Below are 16129 nucleotides of genomic sequence, written 5' to 3'. Positions count from 1 at the left end.
GCTGTCACTATACGGCGGATCGCGATGAGTGACAAGATAGTGACATGGAAGAAATATACAGATCCCAATTCCGGCTACCCCAAGGGCTCTATGAGCTACTCAAGGCGGCTGCCGATGAAAATCACCGTTCGGTTAACGCCGAGCTGGTTTCTCGCCTCGAGATGTCGTTCTCGAAGCGTGAACGCACGAACCTGTCGCTAGGCCTGCCAATTGGCGAAGAAGATCCTGGCCAAGATGCCGCGCAGCGTCCTGCTGATCATTTGGTTGAAGTTGAGGATCGACTCATGACCAGTCTGATCAAACTCATCAACGAATACCGGCCTAATGAACGACTGATTATCGCTCCTGACAATGCGAAGCCTCAGCCGAACACAGGACCCAAACCACGTAAGCGATTCCCGAAGAAGTGAACTACTGACTCTCGGCCAGGCACGTCTCGTCCAACGCAAACATCACCGCATCTACCTCATCGCGTGGTAAAGGTGAAGGGTGATCATTGAGCCAATCAGAGATTTCCCGGCCCGACAGCGGGAGCGGGAAGGCCCCAGCCATGCCCGTCAGGAAGCGGCGGCCGCGGCAGATATTGCGGAAGGTGTTGATCAGGTAGGCGGTTATAGGGTCGTTTGAAGGCTCATCGGGGACTGCCATTCTCAAGCGCTGGTAGACCGCGCGCCTCTTTTCGCTTTCCCCGCCCCACTCTCTTTCCCACTCGAAGCGGGCGATGGCTTTCCCACGGTTTCATCAAGTTCGGCCTTGGCCTGGGCGGAAATCTTGCCCGCTTCGCGCAGGACGAACACGAAGAATTCGATATTGGCGTCCAGCAGGTCTGCCGCGGCGTTGGGGGTATATTTCAGTGGGTTGCCGTCGGCATCTTGAACCCCCTCCCATCCCTTGACGATGAAGTGCCCGAGCAGCAGGCAGTGGTTCTGGTGCTCAGTACGTTCGCCGTCGATCACCCCGACTTCGCCCTCATCGAATTGGGCGTCATTACGTTGCAGGCGGCGCCGCATGCGCTCCAGCGCCACCTGATACGCGTCATTGACGATCCCGGACAGCAGGATCTTGGTTTCGTCGTCGAACGGCACCCACTTCTCGCCGGAGACCGGTTCTTTCTTGGTCATTTTCAGAGCCATGGTTCAACCTCTACGCCTCGCCATAAAAAGGGCCACCCCGACCGGCGTTGAGCCGGGGCAGCCAAAATGAATCAAGGGGTGGGATCTGCTGCTTCGCGCGTGATGGTTGGGCTCTGCTTGGCCACGGTGTAGTTGAGGGTCACTTCGATGAGGTCGCGCTTGCCGCCGTTAGGGAGTTCGCCATCCACTTCGACGGCCGGGAAGCTGAAGGTGTACTTGTTGCCCAGGCTGTCAGTGATCGGGAATTCAATCGCGATCGGTAGTCGTGTGAAGGTGTTCTTCCAGATCTGGTAGGCGCGAGCCGACCAGGCCAGCGTGATGCTGCCGGTGATTGCCGCCTCGGTGGCAATGTGGGCGCCTGGCCCGAGGCTGTCCGAACCAAGGCAGCGCTGGGTTTGCAGGCTGTTGTCCAAGTTGATCGTCATGGCCGACACACAAGCCACGCCCTCGAGGGATTGGCCGTCAACTTCAATCGTGCCGACGTTGATGTTGGACAGGAACGGGGTTGTGGTTGGCGCGTTCGGCGAGGTGACGATGGGCGCAGTGCCGTCGGTGTAGTCCAGGCACGCCATGTTGAAGGTGGCGGTGATCTTCCCGTCTGACGGAATGTCGAGTGCAAAGGTCGATACGTGCGCCCCCTTGAACAGGCCGTAGACCCCAACATCCGTGTAACCCTTGGCGATCGAGAACGTGTGGCGGGTGTCGCCGACACGCAGCACGTCGTTGGTCCACACCCCGTAGAAAGCCGCCTCGAGCAGCTTGTCGAAGGTGCCGAACGAGAATTCTCCAGTCAGGTCGCCACCGATATCAATGCTGGTGGCCACCGAGCCTTGGCTCAAGCGGGTATCGGTGATTTCGTCGCTGACCTGCGTGTTGACTGTTGGGGTAAGCGCGTTGCCGGTCAGGCGCAGCGTGTCCCAGGTTCCCGTAGGCGTTACGCCGGGAGTAACCTCGGCGATGATGTGTGAAACGACTTTGGCGCCACTGCTCATTTTTTCACCTTACTGTTGGTGTTGACTGTTAGGCCCGAAGGCACGGCTCTGTTAAAATTTCGTGGCGGATAGGGCATGCAACCCGAAAAGCTGGCTCATCACCGGCCTGCCGCACCACACCAGTGATGACGACTCTTTGATGGAGGGTGAAATGAACGAAATCTGGAAAGATGTTGTTGGCTTTGAAGGCTCGTACGAGGTTTCAAGCCATGGTCGTGTCAGGTCGCTGGACAGAATCTGCATAGGCCCTAGTGGCCGCACAAGGAGCCGGAAGGGTGCGCTCATGACGCAGACACTCGATAAAGGTTATTTCCTGGTCAGCCTGTTCGGGCCGGATGCCAAAGTGATGCGGAGAGTCCATCGATTGGTTGCCGAGGCCTTCCATGGTGCACCCAGCGATGGCGCTGTTGTTAACCACATTGACGGCAACAAGGTGAACAATCTGTACACCAACCTTGAGTGGACAACAGTCCAAGGGAATACAGTTCACTCATACGCCACTGGCCTTCAGCTTGGCCGCAAGGGTACCGCCCACCACAACATTCGCATCACCGAGGATGACGTCAGAAACATTGTCAGGCGCCTGTCCAATGGGGAGCGACAGGACTCGATTGCTTCTGAGTTCGGCATCAGCAAATCTCAGGTCTCTCTCATAAACCTTGGCAAGCGCTGGGAGCATTTAGACCTCAGCATGTACGGATACCCGCCGTACAACAAATGCCGCGCACATGCCTAATCAACCGGCACGAAACCGGATATTGACGTTGATCTGGTAGAAGCCTTCAAACTCGCCAGCCACAACCTGTGTGGCTTCAGCACACTCCAGCAGGCCCGATTGCCAATAGGCGAAATGGGCCTCAAGCGCATCTGCCAGTTCGGTTATCGCCTTCGTACCGGTGCGTTCACGGGCGAAGCATTGGATGCTGATCTGCCCAGGCTTGCGGGTGTATGGCTGGTCCGCCATGCCTGCCATGAAGGCGGTGGCGTATTGGATGGTGAATCTGGCCCACAGGCCCGTATCTGGCGGGGTGAACACCGCTGGCTGATTGGGATAGTCGATCCGGCTTTGTTCTAAGCCAGTGAAAGCGGCCATGCGTGCCGTGAGCAGAGCCCTTATCGATTCGAAGGTCATTTGTACGCCTCGGACACGCCGATGAAGGCCAAGCCATAGATTCCAGAGGGCGCCTGCTTGGAGTGACCATTCTCAAGCCGCTCCGCGTAAGGCAGGTTGTTCTGTATGTACACGACCGTGAACGGTTCCAGGCCTGAAAGCTCAGATACGCCATCGCTGATGGTGGCGGCTCCCGTCGGGTCGACTTTCCCAGTCTGCGCATAAACCGGCGCGCCGATGCTCACGATGTTATTACCCCGAAACCGCCCAGTATCTACTGGCGATCGAAGGACCACCTCGTTGAGCATCGCCATCGCTATGACCCGCACGCGCGTCGCCAGGTCGGCTTCGATCTGATCAGCGAACAGAGTTGGCGATGTTGTCCACCCCTTAGCCATCAGGTCTTCCTCAACTGGATCTCGTAGTGGGCGCCGGCCGGGTCAGTCTGGACGTTGATCACGTCAAACCCATTGATCTTGTGGCCGATATCCGGAATGCCGCCGACGGTTTCATTAACCAGCGCGATGAGCAATTGGTCGGTGGCGCGGATGTTTACACCGTCGACCTGCGCAATCTTGAAGCTGTCGAATACGCCTCGCCCGGTGTACGCGATGACTACCGGGTCGGATGCGGCTTCAGTGACGGGATCCCATGCGCCAGGCAGCGTGATACCGCCGCTGAAAGCCTGCACTGCGTCTGCAAGGTCAGTGTCGAAGGCCTCGGCCGTATCCGCTTGGATTTCTTCACGAAGCCCCATAGTTCACCTGTAGACGTTGAAGCCGTATCCACTCACCCGCCATGGCGCAAGCAGGCCCAGGGCGAACTGGACGCCATCAGGCAATGCGGTGGACTTGGTGGTGTCGATCGATGCGAAGGTCTTGCTGGTTGAGACAGAACCAGCCTTCACCGTCTTTGCAGCCAGCGAGCCTTCGGTCTGCTGTTGATACAGCTTGCCCTGCGAGGCAACTACCGCCAGCTCGGCGCCGGCCTGCTTGATTTCGTCAGGGATGGCGTCCATGTCGACGCCGGTGAGGCTAAGGGAGGTCAGATAGGTGTTGGCCTGTAATACCGCGCGGGCCTTCTTTTCATCCAGCGCCCACTCGGCACCCAAGATCGTGTCGACGTCCGCCACGGTTATGTAGGTTGCCATCTGGCCTCCGCTTTAATGAGTGGGGCCGAAGCCCCGGTATTACTTGGCTTTTGCCTTGGCTGCTTCGGTCTTTTCACCGCCGCCGTTGTTGCGCGCTGCCGACTCATCGGAATCGGTTCGCACGGAGTCGACACCGCCCGTTTCGCCCACGGTCTGAGGACCTACGGTGATTTTGTCTTCACTGCCACCGAAGCCCCAGCGCGCTTTGACGTTGGGGTCGATATGCTTGTCTTTTTCAACTGCCATGATGGCGTTCTCCTAAGTTCCAAGAACGAGCATGCGAAATGCAACGCCCGCTGCTGCGCTTTCGAATGGGCCAGTGGTCAACAGCAGCGTCCCGCGCGACTGCATGACCGTAACGTTGCACCCAGTGGTGGTGATCTCTGACGCCGAGCCGATGACCATTTGCTGGCCATTCCAGATGGGGGAAGGTTGAACAACAGGCGGAGTGGCGTAGGTCTTGGCAAACTTGACCGCGACCTTCACCCCGGCCGTGACGACGGTGCCGGTGATTACTTCGGGTTGGGCGCCAGCAGCGCCGGGATCACCCTTTGCGCCAGTTTGCCCAGTCGCACCCGTTGCTCCAGTGTCACCTTTTGGACCTTGAGGGCCTTGTACCCCCTGAATCCCTTGGTCACCTTTCGCTCCGGCCGGCCCCTGCGCCCCCTGAAGGCCTGTATCGCCCTTGGCGCCCGGTGAACCTGGCGGACCGGCTGGCCCCGTGGCACCTGTTGCTCCGGTTGCGCCCTTTTCACCCGCGGCGCCTTGCGGTCCAGGCTGTCCGGTTGTGCCAGCCTCACCTTTTTGGCCGGTTTCGCCCTTCGGCCCAGCATCGCCTGCAGGACCCTGCGGACCTGCCGGTCCAATAGGACCGCGTTCGCCTGGCATACCCGGCGAACCGGTGATGCCCTGAGGGCCTGGCATACCCTGCGGCCCAGCAGGACCAATGCTGCCCATGGGCCCAGGGTTGCCTTGATCTCCCTTCGCGCCTTTGGGGCCCTCGGGTCCAACTTGACCTTGAGGCCCTGCCTCGCCCGTATCCCCCTTCGGCCCTTGTGGACCTTGGGGGCCAGCAGCGCCCAGCCCTGGCAACTCCGTCAAATCAAGAATTTCCTTCCATTTGGTCTCGTCCGACCACCGCCACATCAAGTTGCTGTCTTCGTTAACCTGGAATTGCAGTGTCCGGGCGCCCTCCTTCTGGATCATCGTCAGCAAGTCCTTGTAGAGCTTGCCTAGGCTGTACCGGTAGGGAAGTCTGCCGCCTGTCATCAATTGCTTGTCGTCGTCAGCCATAAGGCCTCCTTCGCTCAGGCAAATCAGCCCCGGTTAGGAGCTGACTTTAGATGTGACAAACGCCAGGGGCACCTGCTTGCGGCTGAACTTGCGCTGCCAATTGGTCGCCAGTGCCAGATCGGACCAGTTTGCCGAAATCGGACGAGTAGTGGTCGGAGTGCCGGTGACTGTGTTCGACAGGAATGAGTAGCCAAGTGGATGCACAACGAAGTTGCGGCGCGTCCACAGGGTTTCTGCCCCGCCGCCGTTACCGCGAGCGGGCTCACGATCGTATTCGATGTCGTCCTCGCCCTGCTCCTCGGCGTAACCAATGGCTCCTGGCCCGAAGATGATTGAGAGATACTTGGCATCTTCACCGGTTCCGATGACTGGCAGGCCATCATCCAGAACCACCAGCATGTTTTGATATCGGCCAAACTCAGGCACCTGGTCCGCTACCGGACTGAAGTCGATCAGATTGAGGATCGACAATTCAGTGTGCACCGCCGAGTGCATCGCGATAACGCTCAGCGCCTTGGTGCCGTTCGGCGTGATGATCTGAGGGCTATAGTCGCCCATGGTGGCGCGCGCGCGGATGATGGCGGCGGCATTGATTGGGCCACCAGCATCGACAACCATGTCACCGCCGTTATCGGCCACGTTGTCGTTGTAGATGCCGACTACGGTTGCGATGGTGCGGCGCTGGGCCACTCGCTGCCAGTAATTGGTCAGACGGCTTGCAACAAACTCCAGAGGGTCTTGATTGGTGATGTTCTTCACCAAGCTCATTGCGCTCCAGCCTTCGTTGAGGTACGCCGCGCGCGCCTGCATCGAAGCGCTGGTAACCGACAGTGGAACCGCGATGTCGGTGTACACGTCGTTCGAGTAGTTCGACTCGATGGACGCATCCAGATCGACCCACCATGGAATGGTGAACGTGTTGGATGGGCTGGCCAGCAGAGTCGACATGTCACTGTTGGTGGTCAGGATGCCCGACTGGAAGAAAGCAGTCTTCTCAGCGGTGTTGACCTGCATGTAGTCGCGCAGCTCATCGCGAAACACAACATCGGAAAGAATGGTTGGCATTGCGGGGTTTCCTTATTTCTTGGCCGCTTCATGCGCTGCTTTCAAGCGCTGATGTTCGGCAAAATTGGTACGGCGAAGCTCTACGCGCTCCGTTCCGGTCATTTGTTCCCACGTTTTTGTGGCCCCGCCACCTTTCGCTCCGGCAGCCCCGCCACCGTTCGCTTGAGAGCCGCGCACCAAGGATGCGTAACGCGGCTCTTTCTGAAACTCTTTGCCCAGGTCATCCAGCGTGGAGACCGTCAGGTTCCCGCTGGCATCGGTGACACGCACCTGTCCATCGACAATGCGGAGTCGACGCTCAAGAAACTCAGCCAGGATCTCGGCGTTCGACCCGTCGGCAATCGTCGCCGCTACCTTGGCGGCCGCGCCGGTCAGATCGCGCTTCTCGATCCCAGCCTGCAGGTCTGCAAGCTTCTGGCGCTCAGCGGCTAAGGCCTGTTCGCTGCTGGTGTACAGAGACTCGTAGTCTCCGCGCGCCTTCGCTGCATCCAGTTCTTTCTGGGTCAACTGTTCTTGAGCCTCGCGCGCCTTGCGCTTGGCTTCCTTCGCCTCGTCCAGAAGAGTCTGGTTTTGGCGCTTCAGCCCTTCCACGTCCTCGTTTTGAGGCAACCCCTCCACGGCGAGCACGTAGTTCTCTCCCTGAGCCTTGTAAAAGGCCTGCATGGAAGGCTCCAAAGCATCGAATGCCGCTTTGTCGATCAGGTATTTCATGTCATCCCCCGGATGATTTGCCGTTGGCTCAGCCGCAGGCGTAAAAAAACCGGCTTAAGGCCGGCTGCTCAGAGACCCGCTCGCTCGAAGGCCAACGGCTCAAGGTCTTTCAACTGCTGAAGAGTGATGGTCTTGCCGTTGTCGTCGACGAACTTGTCGAGAGTCAGTTCGCCCTTGGTGAACAGGGCGTAACGGTTCGGCCCGAGCACATCTCGCTGGAACGCTGCAGGCTGTCGTGAAAGCCACTCTTGATAGGTGGTCTTGCTCGAAACCGGCGATGCCCCGTCAGGCCCAACTGATGGCCTTGTCGATCCGGGAATTTCCCGCGCGAACTCGTCTTTCAGGACCGGGATCTCGGAAGTGCGGCAATTCCAGTGGAAAGGCGGCGACGGCGCGCTCAGTGGCACGACCTGATTGTCGATCGAGCGGCAGAACGGCGAGGTGCGCCCGTCCAAGGTTGCAATACGACGCTTCCCCTTGAGGATGTCGTGATTGGCCTTGAGCGTTTCCATGCGCGCCGTACTGGCGACATGGTTGGTCATCGTGCGGACAAGGGCGGTGGCCTGGTCCTGATGAAGCTGATGGACATTGGTCAGTCGCCGGCCGATCTGCTGGCTGGTCTCTCCCAGGCTGGAGCCTATTTGAATCTCGCCGATGATCTCGGCTGCCTTCTTGGTCCCGAACTGGTCTAGTGCACCGCCGATGCTGATGCGCTGCACTCCCTTGCGCGCCTCGAGGCTCAACGGATCAGCCAGGGCTGCTGCGACGACCATCTCTGCTGATGGAACATTGAGTTGGACCACCGCCCTGACAACCTTCCCCAGCATCGTTGCGTTGAACTCAGCCTCATAGGTGGCGAATTCACCCAGATCAAGCTGGGCACGCCCTTTTAGATCGTCATAGATGCCCCGCAAATCGCCTTGGAGCGTTTCTATCTGCGAGTTGTAGCGCCTGGTGCCGTAGGCGCTCAATCCAGCCGCTACGCGAGCCTTGGCCGTGTTTATGGACTTGCTGATGAAGCTCGCCACCCTTTTCAAGTTACCGCCCGCGTAGCGCTGGACGTAAATCTGGTGCCGGGTTGTTGCGTCAGTCAGATAGCCTTCACTGCTCATCGTCTACGCTGCCCTGCTGATCGTTCGAACCCGGCTCGCTGGCCAGTACAGGCGCATCGGCTTCCCGGTCCGCGTCGATATCATCGTCAGTGCGATCCGACTCGATGACACCCGCTTGGCGGAGATTCGTACGCAAGTCTGCCTTGGCGATGATGCCCTGCTGCCAGAGCTGCACCTGAGCCAGAATCGCCTGGGCGTCCATGACCTGGTCGAAGAACTCCTGATTGAGCCAAAACACGGTGCCTTCCTCGTCCACCTCGCCATTCATGAAGCGCTGGGCGTCGAACAGAGCCAGTCGCACCGCTTCGGAGACGTTGCCCGCGATGGTGCCAAGAACCGAGTTGTCGGAGCTGTAGCGGATGCGAACCGCCTCAGCGGTCTCAGCGCCGTTGCTCTGCTGGACGATGCGGGCGCCGATCATGAGCATCTGTTGCTCTTTGTCTTTCATAAGCTCGCGCGCCAACTGGGTTTCAGTGGCTTGGAGCATGATCGCGCTGCCGGACTTGCCGAGGTTGTGGCCGCGGCGGGAACCGATATGCATGCCGTTCGGGTTCAGCTTCACGAACTCATCGGGCTGAATGTCGGTGGTGATAAACAGCGTCGGTTGGGAGCTGATGAAGCCTGACTCCTCAACCGTTGCGCTATTGCCGTAGTGCAGAATGTTGACTTCGGCGAGATCTTCCAGGGGCGCCTTGTCGATGCTGGCATCGTTGTTCTGTGAGCCGAAGAAGTGAAACGGGATGTGGTCAAATTCGGCGCCAGACTTGTCCTTGGGAATGCTCTCTTCGCCTTCCTGACTGTCCTCGCTATAAACACGTTGGACATATTGCCCATCCAGCAGCATCAGCGCGCGATACTGATCCTTTTCTACAAACTCAAAACCATCCTCGCTTGGCTCGTTCAGCTTTTCATGAAGAACGACCAACGTCAGCCTCTTCACGCCATCGATCACATCTTCACGCCAGTTGACGATGCTTTCTGCTGGGTAAAAGTGGATGTAGGCACGGGAATTAGCCGTCTGCGCCGCGGTGAGCGACGTTTGGCCTTCGGGGATATCAATCTTCGGATAGTCGACCAAAAATCCCCCACGGCCGGTATCGAGGCACTCTCCCGTCGCCTCCTTGCAGAGCTGCTCAAGACTTGCGCCATCGCCGCTGACATTTTCCAGCAGGTAATCGATGCCGGGTGGCAGTTCTACCTCTGCCGTCTTGCGGAATACCGCCCCCATCAAGCCGGTGCGCGTGCGGCCGGTGACGTTGAGGAACATGGCACGCTTTTTCAGTTGCTCATAACGGGCCAGGTTCTCTTCTGACCTGTTCAAAGGGTCAGGCATGGGCAGATATTCGTTGTACTTGCGGACCTCGCGTGGACCAGCTACGCAGCGTTTTACAAGCTGCCAGCCGGGCAAGGCCTCCGTGTACTCTGCCCGGACGGCGCTGTAATTCGGCATATCGGCCTCAAAATGTGAAGGTGACAGGGATGGACGTCATCGTTACGCGCTTGGTCTTCGCGACCGCGAAATACCTGAATGCGTCTGACGGGTGAGATGACCAGTCGTGAAGTGGCTTGTCTTTCCAGCATCCACGTTTGTCATCCCACTCCTTTCGATAGCTCTCCAGGGCCGTTATGCCTTCCTCGCACTTGGCCTCATCGAAAGCGCACCGGGGAAGAATTTCCCGAACCTGCTCGATGCCTTCATCGATGCCAAGCTTGGGCACAACCTGAAACGTCATCGTGTAGCGCTGGCCGTCGATCTCGTAACCCTCGCGGGCCAGTTCACGGCGGGTTTTGCCGTCACTGCCGAACTCGCGGTTGTCGATGTCGTGTGGCCCCCAGTGTTCGGCGTAGGTGTAGCCGCGGTCCTTGAGCACTTTCATGTAGTGCCTCAGGCCCTCGCCGCTGTTCTGGTAGAAGTCGATGACGTGGTATTCCTCGCCAACGATGCGGACGAACCAGATCGCCGTAGAGTCGCCGACACCGATGTCCCAGAAGGTGTGCACCGGCAAGTGGCTGTTGTCTGGCAGCGTACCGATGCGCTGTGAGGAGTAGAGCTTGGTGAACTGCCTGGCGTAATACGCGCCCTCGATAGACTGCTGAAACGCCTCAGCCGGAATCGACGGGTATTCCCGCTTCATGTCGTCGCCGAGGGTCTTCTCCTTGGCGGCGTACCACGCTCGCTGACCTGGGTTTGTGACAATGCCGTGCTTGGCTGCCAGGTCATTGAAGTAGGCCGTCAGCCGGTCCGGGATGATTGCCGAGACTGGGTCGAGCCAATATCCCTTGTTCTTCCACCAACTGAAGAAGAAGAACTTCCAGTCCAACAGGCCCAACGGAACACCGGCGAGCTGCTGCTTCTCAGCGCTCTGCGAGTAATCGAAGAAGTATCCCGCCCGCCCCTCCGCCGTCGACTCGATCGTGACGAAGCAGTCGGTGGCAACAGCCTCGAATGCCCCGGTGACGATCTCTCTGGCCTTGTGGGGATACTTGGCACAGATCTTCCCGAACTCGGATACGTGCAGATACCGTAGAGTCCCGCCCCGGAAGGATGTGGACACGTAGAGCGATCCGCCCTTGCTGAACACAAGCTCACCAGCAGCATCGTTAGAAGCAGGATTGGCGGCGCGTAGCTCCTTGGGAAGGTTGTCATACGCATACTTGATCTTCTCGCGGAACAGGCGCTTAGCATCGTTCAAGGTGTGGGCAATGAGCGCGCACTTCGCCGACTCGAACAACGCCGCGTCAAGCTGGATGATGCACTGCTCGGTCGTGAAGCCAAGCTGCCTGGCCTTGAGGATGATGTTGCGGGTGTGCAGCCCTTCGTAATACTCGACCTGTTCATCCGTCATCTGGAAGCGGACTTTCTTGCCCTGCTTGTCAGTGATGAAATACAGGTGGTTCAGTCGCCAACGCTTGTCCCTGAGCAACTTCATATGCTCGGGCTTCATGTCAGGCGTCCTTCGATAGTTCGTCCATCAGGCTGGATAGCTCATCGGCATCGCTGGACTTCTCTTTCTCATCAAGCCCGAACGCGGTTCGCTCCAACACTTGCAGGTTCTTCATAGCCGACGAGAGTTGGAACAGTGTCTTGGCGTTGCTGGGAAGGCTGACAGCGGAGAGCATGGTTGCCCGGCGCATACCGTTTGTATCGTCAGCGGTCTCAGCCTCAATCGAATCCTCGATTTCTTCGCGCTTGCTGATCGTGGTCAGCAGATCATCCATGAGCAGGTTCGCAAGGTTCGTGGCTTTGCGAATGTCCCGGCGGTGGCTGCGAACAACCCGCGCGCCCTCTTCTGCCGCCTCTTCGATGATCTCGGCGTCGTGCTCGGGGTTCGCACATTGATCTTCGCGAACCTCGCCGCGAACTAACTTATTGCGAACCTCTTTGCGCACTTGCTCGGAGAGATCGCGAGCCCATCCTGAGGCTTTGGCCTTTTTGCGAATGGCTGTGTCACTGATGCCATTGCGTTCTGCAATGGTTCTGATGGAGAGCGCACCCGCCCGGTAGGCGCGTTCGATGGCCTCCCAGTCGGGTTGCTTGGTTGTCATGTCGTTACCTTTTCCAACCACTATTCGATGATCCTGCACACCACTGGCTCGGTCAGAATGCTGGATGATTTCTCGCCACTGACTACTGATCGAAGCAGCGCAACAGGAATGACGTGAGCACCATCCGACGCAGCAACACAGACGTGCGGCCGGTGGTCGTCAATGTTGTGGACCTCGGCCATGATTTACTCCACGCCACAAAAAGGACGCATCTTAATTTGTGGCGCGCTACGGCATCAGCTCTTTGATCCGACGCGGAAGCATCCTGGCAACGTTGCCACGGGCGTACACCACGAAGAACAGGACGCACAGCATCACCAATGTGAGCGGTGGCTGAACGATCGTGGTGAACGATGAGAAGTTGTAGGCAATCCGATAGGCTTCAGCGGCATTGGCGCCAGCGAATATGCCCGCCACGATCCCCACGGCCTTCCTGTGGTTGGTGGTAGGAGCTTGATAGCCCACCACGAACAGGAAGATCAGAAGGTGACACACACCTCGGGTGCCCAGCAGGAAGTCGGGCATTACGCTGCCCAGCCACGCCAACATCTGGTAGGCGCAGATCAGGATGCCTGTAAAAAAGGTCTCCACCGATGGGCGCTGAAGGAAGTCATTCATCTCGCTTGCCTCGTTTCAGGAACGCGGGAAGGAAGATGCCAGCTATGCCACCCGCCCATTCCAGCCATTCCGGCTTAGGCCCACCGTCCGACCACCGTTTGAGCGAGCCAACAAGCCAGGAGGCCAGCGCAGACACTATGCATGCGGCGATCGATGCGAGCCCAATGTTCGACCACAAGCCGAAGATTAGGATCCCGGACAGATAGCCAACGATGAAGGAGCCGATTGCGTAGAAGAACCTGGAACTCCAGGGCAAAGACGCCGAGGCCGCAAGGAACATGCAGCACCCGCCGATGGACCCCATGGCCAGGCTTTGGTCATACGTCAGAAGAAGGCCGGCAAGGGCAACACCGGTCCCATTCGCCGCACCGGTCACAATGGCACTGCCTAATACGCTTTCTGCAGCCATGGCAACCTCGTCCGCCGATAATTCATGTTCTCTACCATGAGGCTGGGCGGCTCCATTCAAGGCCGAAGAGCCAGGCGCAGATGGCGAACCCAAAGATTGTGGTTCCGACGATGGCGCACAGGGCCATTGCCGATTGATTCAGCCTCTCCTCGTCCGCTGGCTTGAGTCCTTGGATGATCAGGAACGTGCCAATGAAGATGTTCGCGCTGATGTCGCGGTGGGTCATGTAGCTGAAGATCGCGAGCGAAACGGCGAACAAGCTCCAGCATGTGGACCGGGTCATCGTTTCACCAGAATAAAAATGGCCGGGTTAAGGGCCGAAGCGCTGGAGGAGCAGCAGGGAAACTTGAGGGCCTGAATAGGCCCATCAGAAACGAAAAAGCCCGACACGATGGCCGGGCTTTCTTGGAAGTTGCCAGAGGCAAAATCCTAACTATGGCGAAATGATGCTGTAGCGCCGACAAAAAATCAAGCGGCTTCTTTCATCACCGCAATTGCTTGTGAAACCGGGGCTAAAGCCTGCTTGTCGAGCTGGTTGCAAGCATCGAAACACCGCTCTACGAAATCGCCCCAGTCCCGCGCCCACTGATCCCCAACGAGTGCAACGCCGAACCGCTCCATGATCCATTCACGCATCTTCTCCACACTCGGTAGAGGGTCCTGGCCTTCGCTCTGCCCGCCTTGATGCATGCGGCGGTACCGGTGGAGCACTGCCTGGGCAACGTAACGCGCTTTCTCGAACTTGCGAGCTGTCATCTTGGCACCGGCAGCGTAGGCGATGTGAAGCACGCGCTCATCTGCCTCCTCCTTGTCGTCCACAGTGGCCAGAGGGCTGTACATGAAGTTGCCGAAGGCTTTGAGGTGACCGGGCAGCGTGTCAATCGCCTGCTGAATGCGCGCCGATATCGACTGGTGCATAGCGTGACGGCTGTTGACTGCTTTCTCTGTCTTCTGCACCGAGCAGCCCAAAAGGCCTATCTGTTCGACGTGGGCGCCCTGGCTGTCCCACGGGGTGTAAAAGGCGTCATGCCAGGCAAGGCGTGCCGAATTCAAGTTGATCATGCTGCTCTCCCCGACTTCAATTCTCTGGTCAGCTTTCTGTAGTGCGCGGTCAGCGCCTTCAGCTCTTCGATCGTGTATTTCTTGGGCTCATGCGGGCCTTCCAGCCACTCAACCGCCGCAAGGCCGATCTTCTCGATCAGGCGCGGCCGGTAGCCGAGCAGGTTCCCGGACTTGCCCATGTTGCAGTTGCGGTTGCATTGCAGGTGTACGTTCAACGGCTCGAAGCGCAGCTCAGGCGCGGCGGCGGTCGTCCGATAGTGGCCGGCGCAATACTGGACATCCGCCGTGGTGCCGCAACTGATGCATGGCTGGCCCGCGTCGCGCTCGCGAATCCAGGCATTGAACGCCGTCTGCGTGTCCTTGAGGTGATCCGCCCTGCTCTTCAGCTTCTCCTTGCGTGCCTTGATCTCCCGGCGCTCACGCTGGGCGAAAGATTTGCGCTGTTTGTCCTGGCGCTGGCGGAGGATCACCACAGCGCAGTCAGGTGAGCACCAAGTCTGAAATGACTGTGCTGGGACGAATGAGGCCCTGCATGTGCTCACCCGGCATTTCTTCGGGCGTTTTGGCTTGGTGGATTGAGCGATCACAGCCCACCCCCTACCTGAACCGAATAGGGGTTGGAGTGGTAGCCGTGCTCAAGGATGGTTGCGCAGGCGCTAATGAGGGCCTTAATGGTTTTCATGCTGCGATCCCCCAATGGTCGGCAGTGGTAAACCGTACTTGGTGTTCTGAGCCGAAAGCCTCCATCACCAGGAACATGTCGTTGAACCACTTCTTGGACTGTTTGCGGGTGGAGATCCCGAGCACGACGAAGCCGCCATCGAGCCCCGGGACCGCGCGCTGCTTCTCGACCGAAGCGCTGAAGATGTGCTTCCAGTCTTCATCACTGAGCTTTTGGCCGTACCACTCAACCTGACGGCTGATGTCGCGCAACATGGCCCACATGCGGCGGTTCTGGGCGTCGCTGCGTACCTGTTCGCGTAGTGTCCATGTCACGCCCAGTGACAGGTCTACCTTCTGGATAACCTGAATCGCCCGGACTCGGTCTTGTTCGGTACGCAGAGGAAATGAAGGGAGGTTCATTGGTCGCCTCCATTGCTCATGGCGGCATAAATCACCTCTTCGATGGTGTCGCAGTATCCGTAGATGTCCTGAACGTCATCGCGCCCGTTGACACAATCACGCACGGTTTCACGGATGTTGCAGTCAACCTGAGCCATGACTTCAGTCAGCGCATTTCGCAGCGCCTCAACCTCCCCATCCCGCGCACTCCAGCCAATGAAAATGTTCCCCGTCACTGGACTGACGAAATGGCCAGATACCTCTGACCTCTCCAGATGCAAGGTGGGCATGTTCTTCTCTGCCCAAGCTATGAATTTGTCTTGGGAGGTCATGGCAGGGTGCTCCTTGCGCGAGTCGACAAGAGCGTCAGCAGCACACTCACATGCACCAAGGTCGCTAGACTCTTCTCGGATGGTTGTCAGAGCTTTACGCAAAATGGCGTTCTCGGCCTTGACCTGGTCGCGCTGAGCAGAAGTCTCGATGACGGCTTGATCAGCCAAGTATTTCTTGGCGATTAAGTCCTTCACATCAGCACGCAGGGACATCACCGCTCGTATGTTGGCGTTTTCCTGCAGCCGCTCGATCTCAGAGATCAGCTCCAGCACTGCGGCAGGGTTGGCAGCGGCAGCAAACTGCGCATTTTGCATACCTTTCCCATCTGGCGTGTGCCAAGCGTTCAGGATTTTCCAGCTACCGTCGCCAATGATTTGATGCACGCCGTTGTAATCCGTCTCGACGCGCGTTTGTCCCGAGCACTTCGTCGCAGCCTCGGCAAGCATTTTCAATTTCTGGATGTCGACGTTCATTTGAAAAGAATCCCCGAATATTTAGGCGCAGTGCGCTGAACCTGGTGCTGGCAGCCGTA

General features: G+C 58.3%; 25 protein-coding genes. 3 read left to right on the top strand and 22 right to left on the bottom strand.

From position 1 onward, the window contains the following. Positions 1-44 precede the first annotated feature (44 nt). Positions 45-410, top strand: a complete 366-nt coding sequence (locus N5D61_RS24690; protein ID WP_279894538.1) for an Arc family DNA-binding protein — start codon at positions 45-47, stop codon at positions 408-410. Between the two features lies 1 nt (position 411). On the opposite strand, the gene N5D61_RS24685 is transcribed toward N5D61_RS24690, so the two are convergent. The 3 genes from N5D61_RS24685 to N5D61_RS24675 form a co-directional block, all read right to left on the bottom strand. Beyond that, positions 412-648 carry a hypothetical protein gene (locus N5D61_RS24685; RefSeq protein ID WP_279894537.1) on the bottom strand — a complete coding sequence of 79 codons (237 nt, stop codon included), beginning with the start codon at positions 646-648 and terminating at the stop codon, positions 412-414. A gap of 2 nt (positions 649-650) precedes the next feature. After that, entirely contained in the window at positions 651-1133 is a 483-nt protein-coding gene (locus tag N5D61_RS24680) for a hypothetical protein (RefSeq protein ID WP_279894536.1), read from the bottom strand. Positions 1134-1204: 71 nt separating this feature from the next. Further along, positions 1205-2125: a phage tail tube protein gene (locus N5D61_RS24675; RefSeq protein WP_279894535.1), complete on the bottom strand. Its 921-nt coding sequence runs from the start codon at positions 2123-2125 to the stop codon at positions 1205-1207. A gap of 151 nt (positions 2126-2276) precedes the next feature. Between N5D61_RS24675 and N5D61_RS24670 the strand changes: the two genes are divergently transcribed. Then, on the top strand, positions 2277-2861 hold the full coding sequence (locus N5D61_RS24670) for an NUMOD4 domain-containing protein (protein ID WP_279894534.1): 585 nt from the start codon (positions 2277-2279) through the stop codon (positions 2859-2861). On the opposite strand, the gene N5D61_RS24665 is transcribed toward N5D61_RS24670, so the two are convergent. From N5D61_RS24665 to N5D61_RS24645, 5 genes are read right to left on the bottom strand one after another with little or no spacing between them, the layout of a single operon-like run. Beyond that, positions 2862-3257: a phage tail terminator-like protein gene (locus N5D61_RS24665; protein ID WP_279894533.1), complete on the bottom strand. Its 396-nt coding sequence runs from the start codon at positions 3255-3257 to the stop codon at positions 2862-2864. Next, on the bottom strand, positions 3254-3634 hold the full coding sequence (locus tag N5D61_RS24660) for an HK97 gp10 family phage protein (protein ID WP_279894532.1): 381 nt from the start codon (positions 3632-3634) through the stop codon (positions 3254-3256). The genes N5D61_RS24665 and N5D61_RS24660 overlap by 4 nt, the downstream gene beginning before the upstream one ends. Continuing rightward, entirely contained in the window at positions 3634-3993 is a 360-nt protein-coding gene (locus N5D61_RS24655; RefSeq protein WP_279894531.1) for a hypothetical protein, read from the bottom strand. The genes N5D61_RS24660 and N5D61_RS24655 overlap by 1 nt, the downstream gene beginning before the upstream one ends. Positions 3994-3996: 3 nt before the next feature. Next, positions 3997-4386, bottom strand: coding sequence for a protein singed (locus N5D61_RS24650; RefSeq protein WP_279894530.1), 390 nt, complete (start codon positions 4384-4386; stop codon positions 3997-3999). Positions 4387-4425: 39 nt separating this feature from the next. Next, positions 4426-4632, bottom strand: a complete 207-nt coding sequence (locus N5D61_RS24645; RefSeq protein WP_279894529.1) for a hypothetical protein — start codon at positions 4630-4632, stop codon at positions 4426-4428. 31 nt (positions 4633-4663) lie between these two features. Between N5D61_RS24645 and N5D61_RS24640 the strand changes: the two genes are divergently transcribed. Beyond that, on the top strand, positions 4664-4822 hold the full coding sequence (locus tag N5D61_RS24640; RefSeq protein WP_279894528.1) for a hypothetical protein: 159 nt from the start codon (positions 4664-4666) through the stop codon (positions 4820-4822). A 76-nt stretch (positions 4823-4898) separates the two neighbouring features. Here N5D61_RS24640 and N5D61_RS24635 read toward each other — a convergent pair whose 3' ends face one another. The 14 genes from N5D61_RS24635 to N5D61_RS24570 all read right to left on the bottom strand — a co-directional run bounded on the left by N5D61_RS24635 (position 4899) and on the right by N5D61_RS24570 (position 16070). Then, positions 4899-5024, bottom strand: a complete 126-nt coding sequence (locus tag N5D61_RS24635) for a hypothetical protein (RefSeq protein ID WP_279894527.1) — start codon at positions 5022-5024, stop codon at positions 4899-4901. 688 nt (positions 5025-5712) lie between these two features. Continuing rightward, positions 5713-6744 carry a hypothetical protein gene (locus N5D61_RS24630; protein WP_279894526.1) on the bottom strand — a complete coding sequence of 344 codons (1032 nt, stop codon included), beginning with the start codon at positions 6742-6744 and terminating at the stop codon, positions 5713-5715. Between the two features lie 12 nt (positions 6745-6756). Then, positions 6757-7455 (bottom strand): hypothetical protein, encoded by a 699-nt coding sequence (locus N5D61_RS24625; RefSeq protein ID WP_279894525.1) that lies wholly within the window; start codon positions 7453-7455, stop codon positions 6757-6759. A gap of 68 nt (positions 7456-7523) precedes the next feature. Then, a complete protein-coding gene (locus tag N5D61_RS24620; protein ID WP_279894524.1) occupies positions 7524-8567 on the bottom strand; it encodes a phage minor head protein in 1044 nt (347 codons plus the stop codon). Beyond that, positions 8557-10017: a DUF4055 domain-containing protein gene (locus tag N5D61_RS24615; protein WP_279894523.1), complete on the bottom strand. Its 1461-nt coding sequence runs from the start codon at positions 10015-10017 to the stop codon at positions 8557-8559. Before N5D61_RS24615 ends, N5D61_RS24620 begins: the two co-directional genes overlap by 11 nt. A 7-nt stretch (positions 10018-10024) precedes the next feature. Further along, positions 10025-11512: a terminase gene (locus N5D61_RS24610; RefSeq protein ID WP_279894522.1), complete on the bottom strand. Its 1488-nt coding sequence runs from the start codon at positions 11510-11512 to the stop codon at positions 10025-10027. A 1-nt stretch (position 11513) separates the two neighbouring features. Then, entirely contained in the window at positions 11514-12113 is a 600-nt protein-coding gene (locus N5D61_RS24605; protein WP_279894563.1) for a hypothetical protein, read from the bottom strand. A gap of 228 nt (positions 12114-12341) precedes the next feature. Then, the gene (locus tag N5D61_RS24600; protein ID WP_279894521.1) at positions 12342-12731 is read right to left on the bottom strand and encodes a phage holin family protein; all 390 of its coding nucleotides are present in this window, start codon (positions 12729-12731) and stop codon (positions 12342-12344) included. Further along, positions 12724-13140, bottom strand: coding sequence for a putative holin (locus N5D61_RS24595; protein ID WP_279894520.1), 417 nt, complete (start codon positions 13138-13140; stop codon positions 12724-12726). The genes N5D61_RS24600 and N5D61_RS24595 overlap by 8 nt, the downstream gene beginning before the upstream one ends. A gap of 31 nt (positions 13141-13171) precedes the next feature. Further along, positions 13172-13423 carry a hypothetical protein gene (locus N5D61_RS24590; protein ID WP_279894519.1) on the bottom strand — a complete coding sequence of 84 codons (252 nt, stop codon included), beginning with the start codon at positions 13421-13423 and terminating at the stop codon, positions 13172-13174. Positions 13424-13608: 185 nt separating this feature from the next. Beyond that, positions 13609-14202 carry a hypothetical protein gene (locus N5D61_RS24585; protein ID WP_279894518.1) on the bottom strand — a complete coding sequence of 198 codons (594 nt, stop codon included), beginning with the start codon at positions 14200-14202 and terminating at the stop codon, positions 13609-13611. Beyond that, complete coding sequence (locus tag N5D61_RS24580; protein WP_279894562.1) at positions 14199-14786, bottom strand: recombination protein NinG; 588 nt, start codon at positions 14784-14786, stop codon at positions 14199-14201. The genes N5D61_RS24585 and N5D61_RS24580 overlap by 4 nt, the downstream gene beginning before the upstream one ends. 94 nt (positions 14787-14880) lie before the next feature. After that, positions 14881-15285: a recombination protein NinB gene (locus N5D61_RS24575; protein WP_279894517.1), complete on the bottom strand. Its 405-nt coding sequence runs from the start codon at positions 15283-15285 to the stop codon at positions 14881-14883. Continuing rightward, the gene (locus N5D61_RS24570; protein WP_279894516.1) at positions 15282-16070 is read right to left on the bottom strand and encodes a hypothetical protein; all 789 of its coding nucleotides are present in this window, start codon (positions 16068-16070) and stop codon (positions 15282-15284) included. The genes N5D61_RS24575 and N5D61_RS24570 overlap by 4 nt, the downstream gene beginning before the upstream one ends. Positions 16071-16129: the final 59 nt, after the last annotated feature.

Origin of the sequence: Pseudomonas sp. GD03842 (assembly GCF_029841165.1) — a bacterium.
GTDB lineage: Bacteria > Pseudomonadota > Gammaproteobacteria > Pseudomonadales > Pseudomonadaceae > Aquipseudomonas.
Note: the sequence above shows the minus strand (reverse complement) of the source record. Positions and strands in the feature narration are given on the sequence as shown.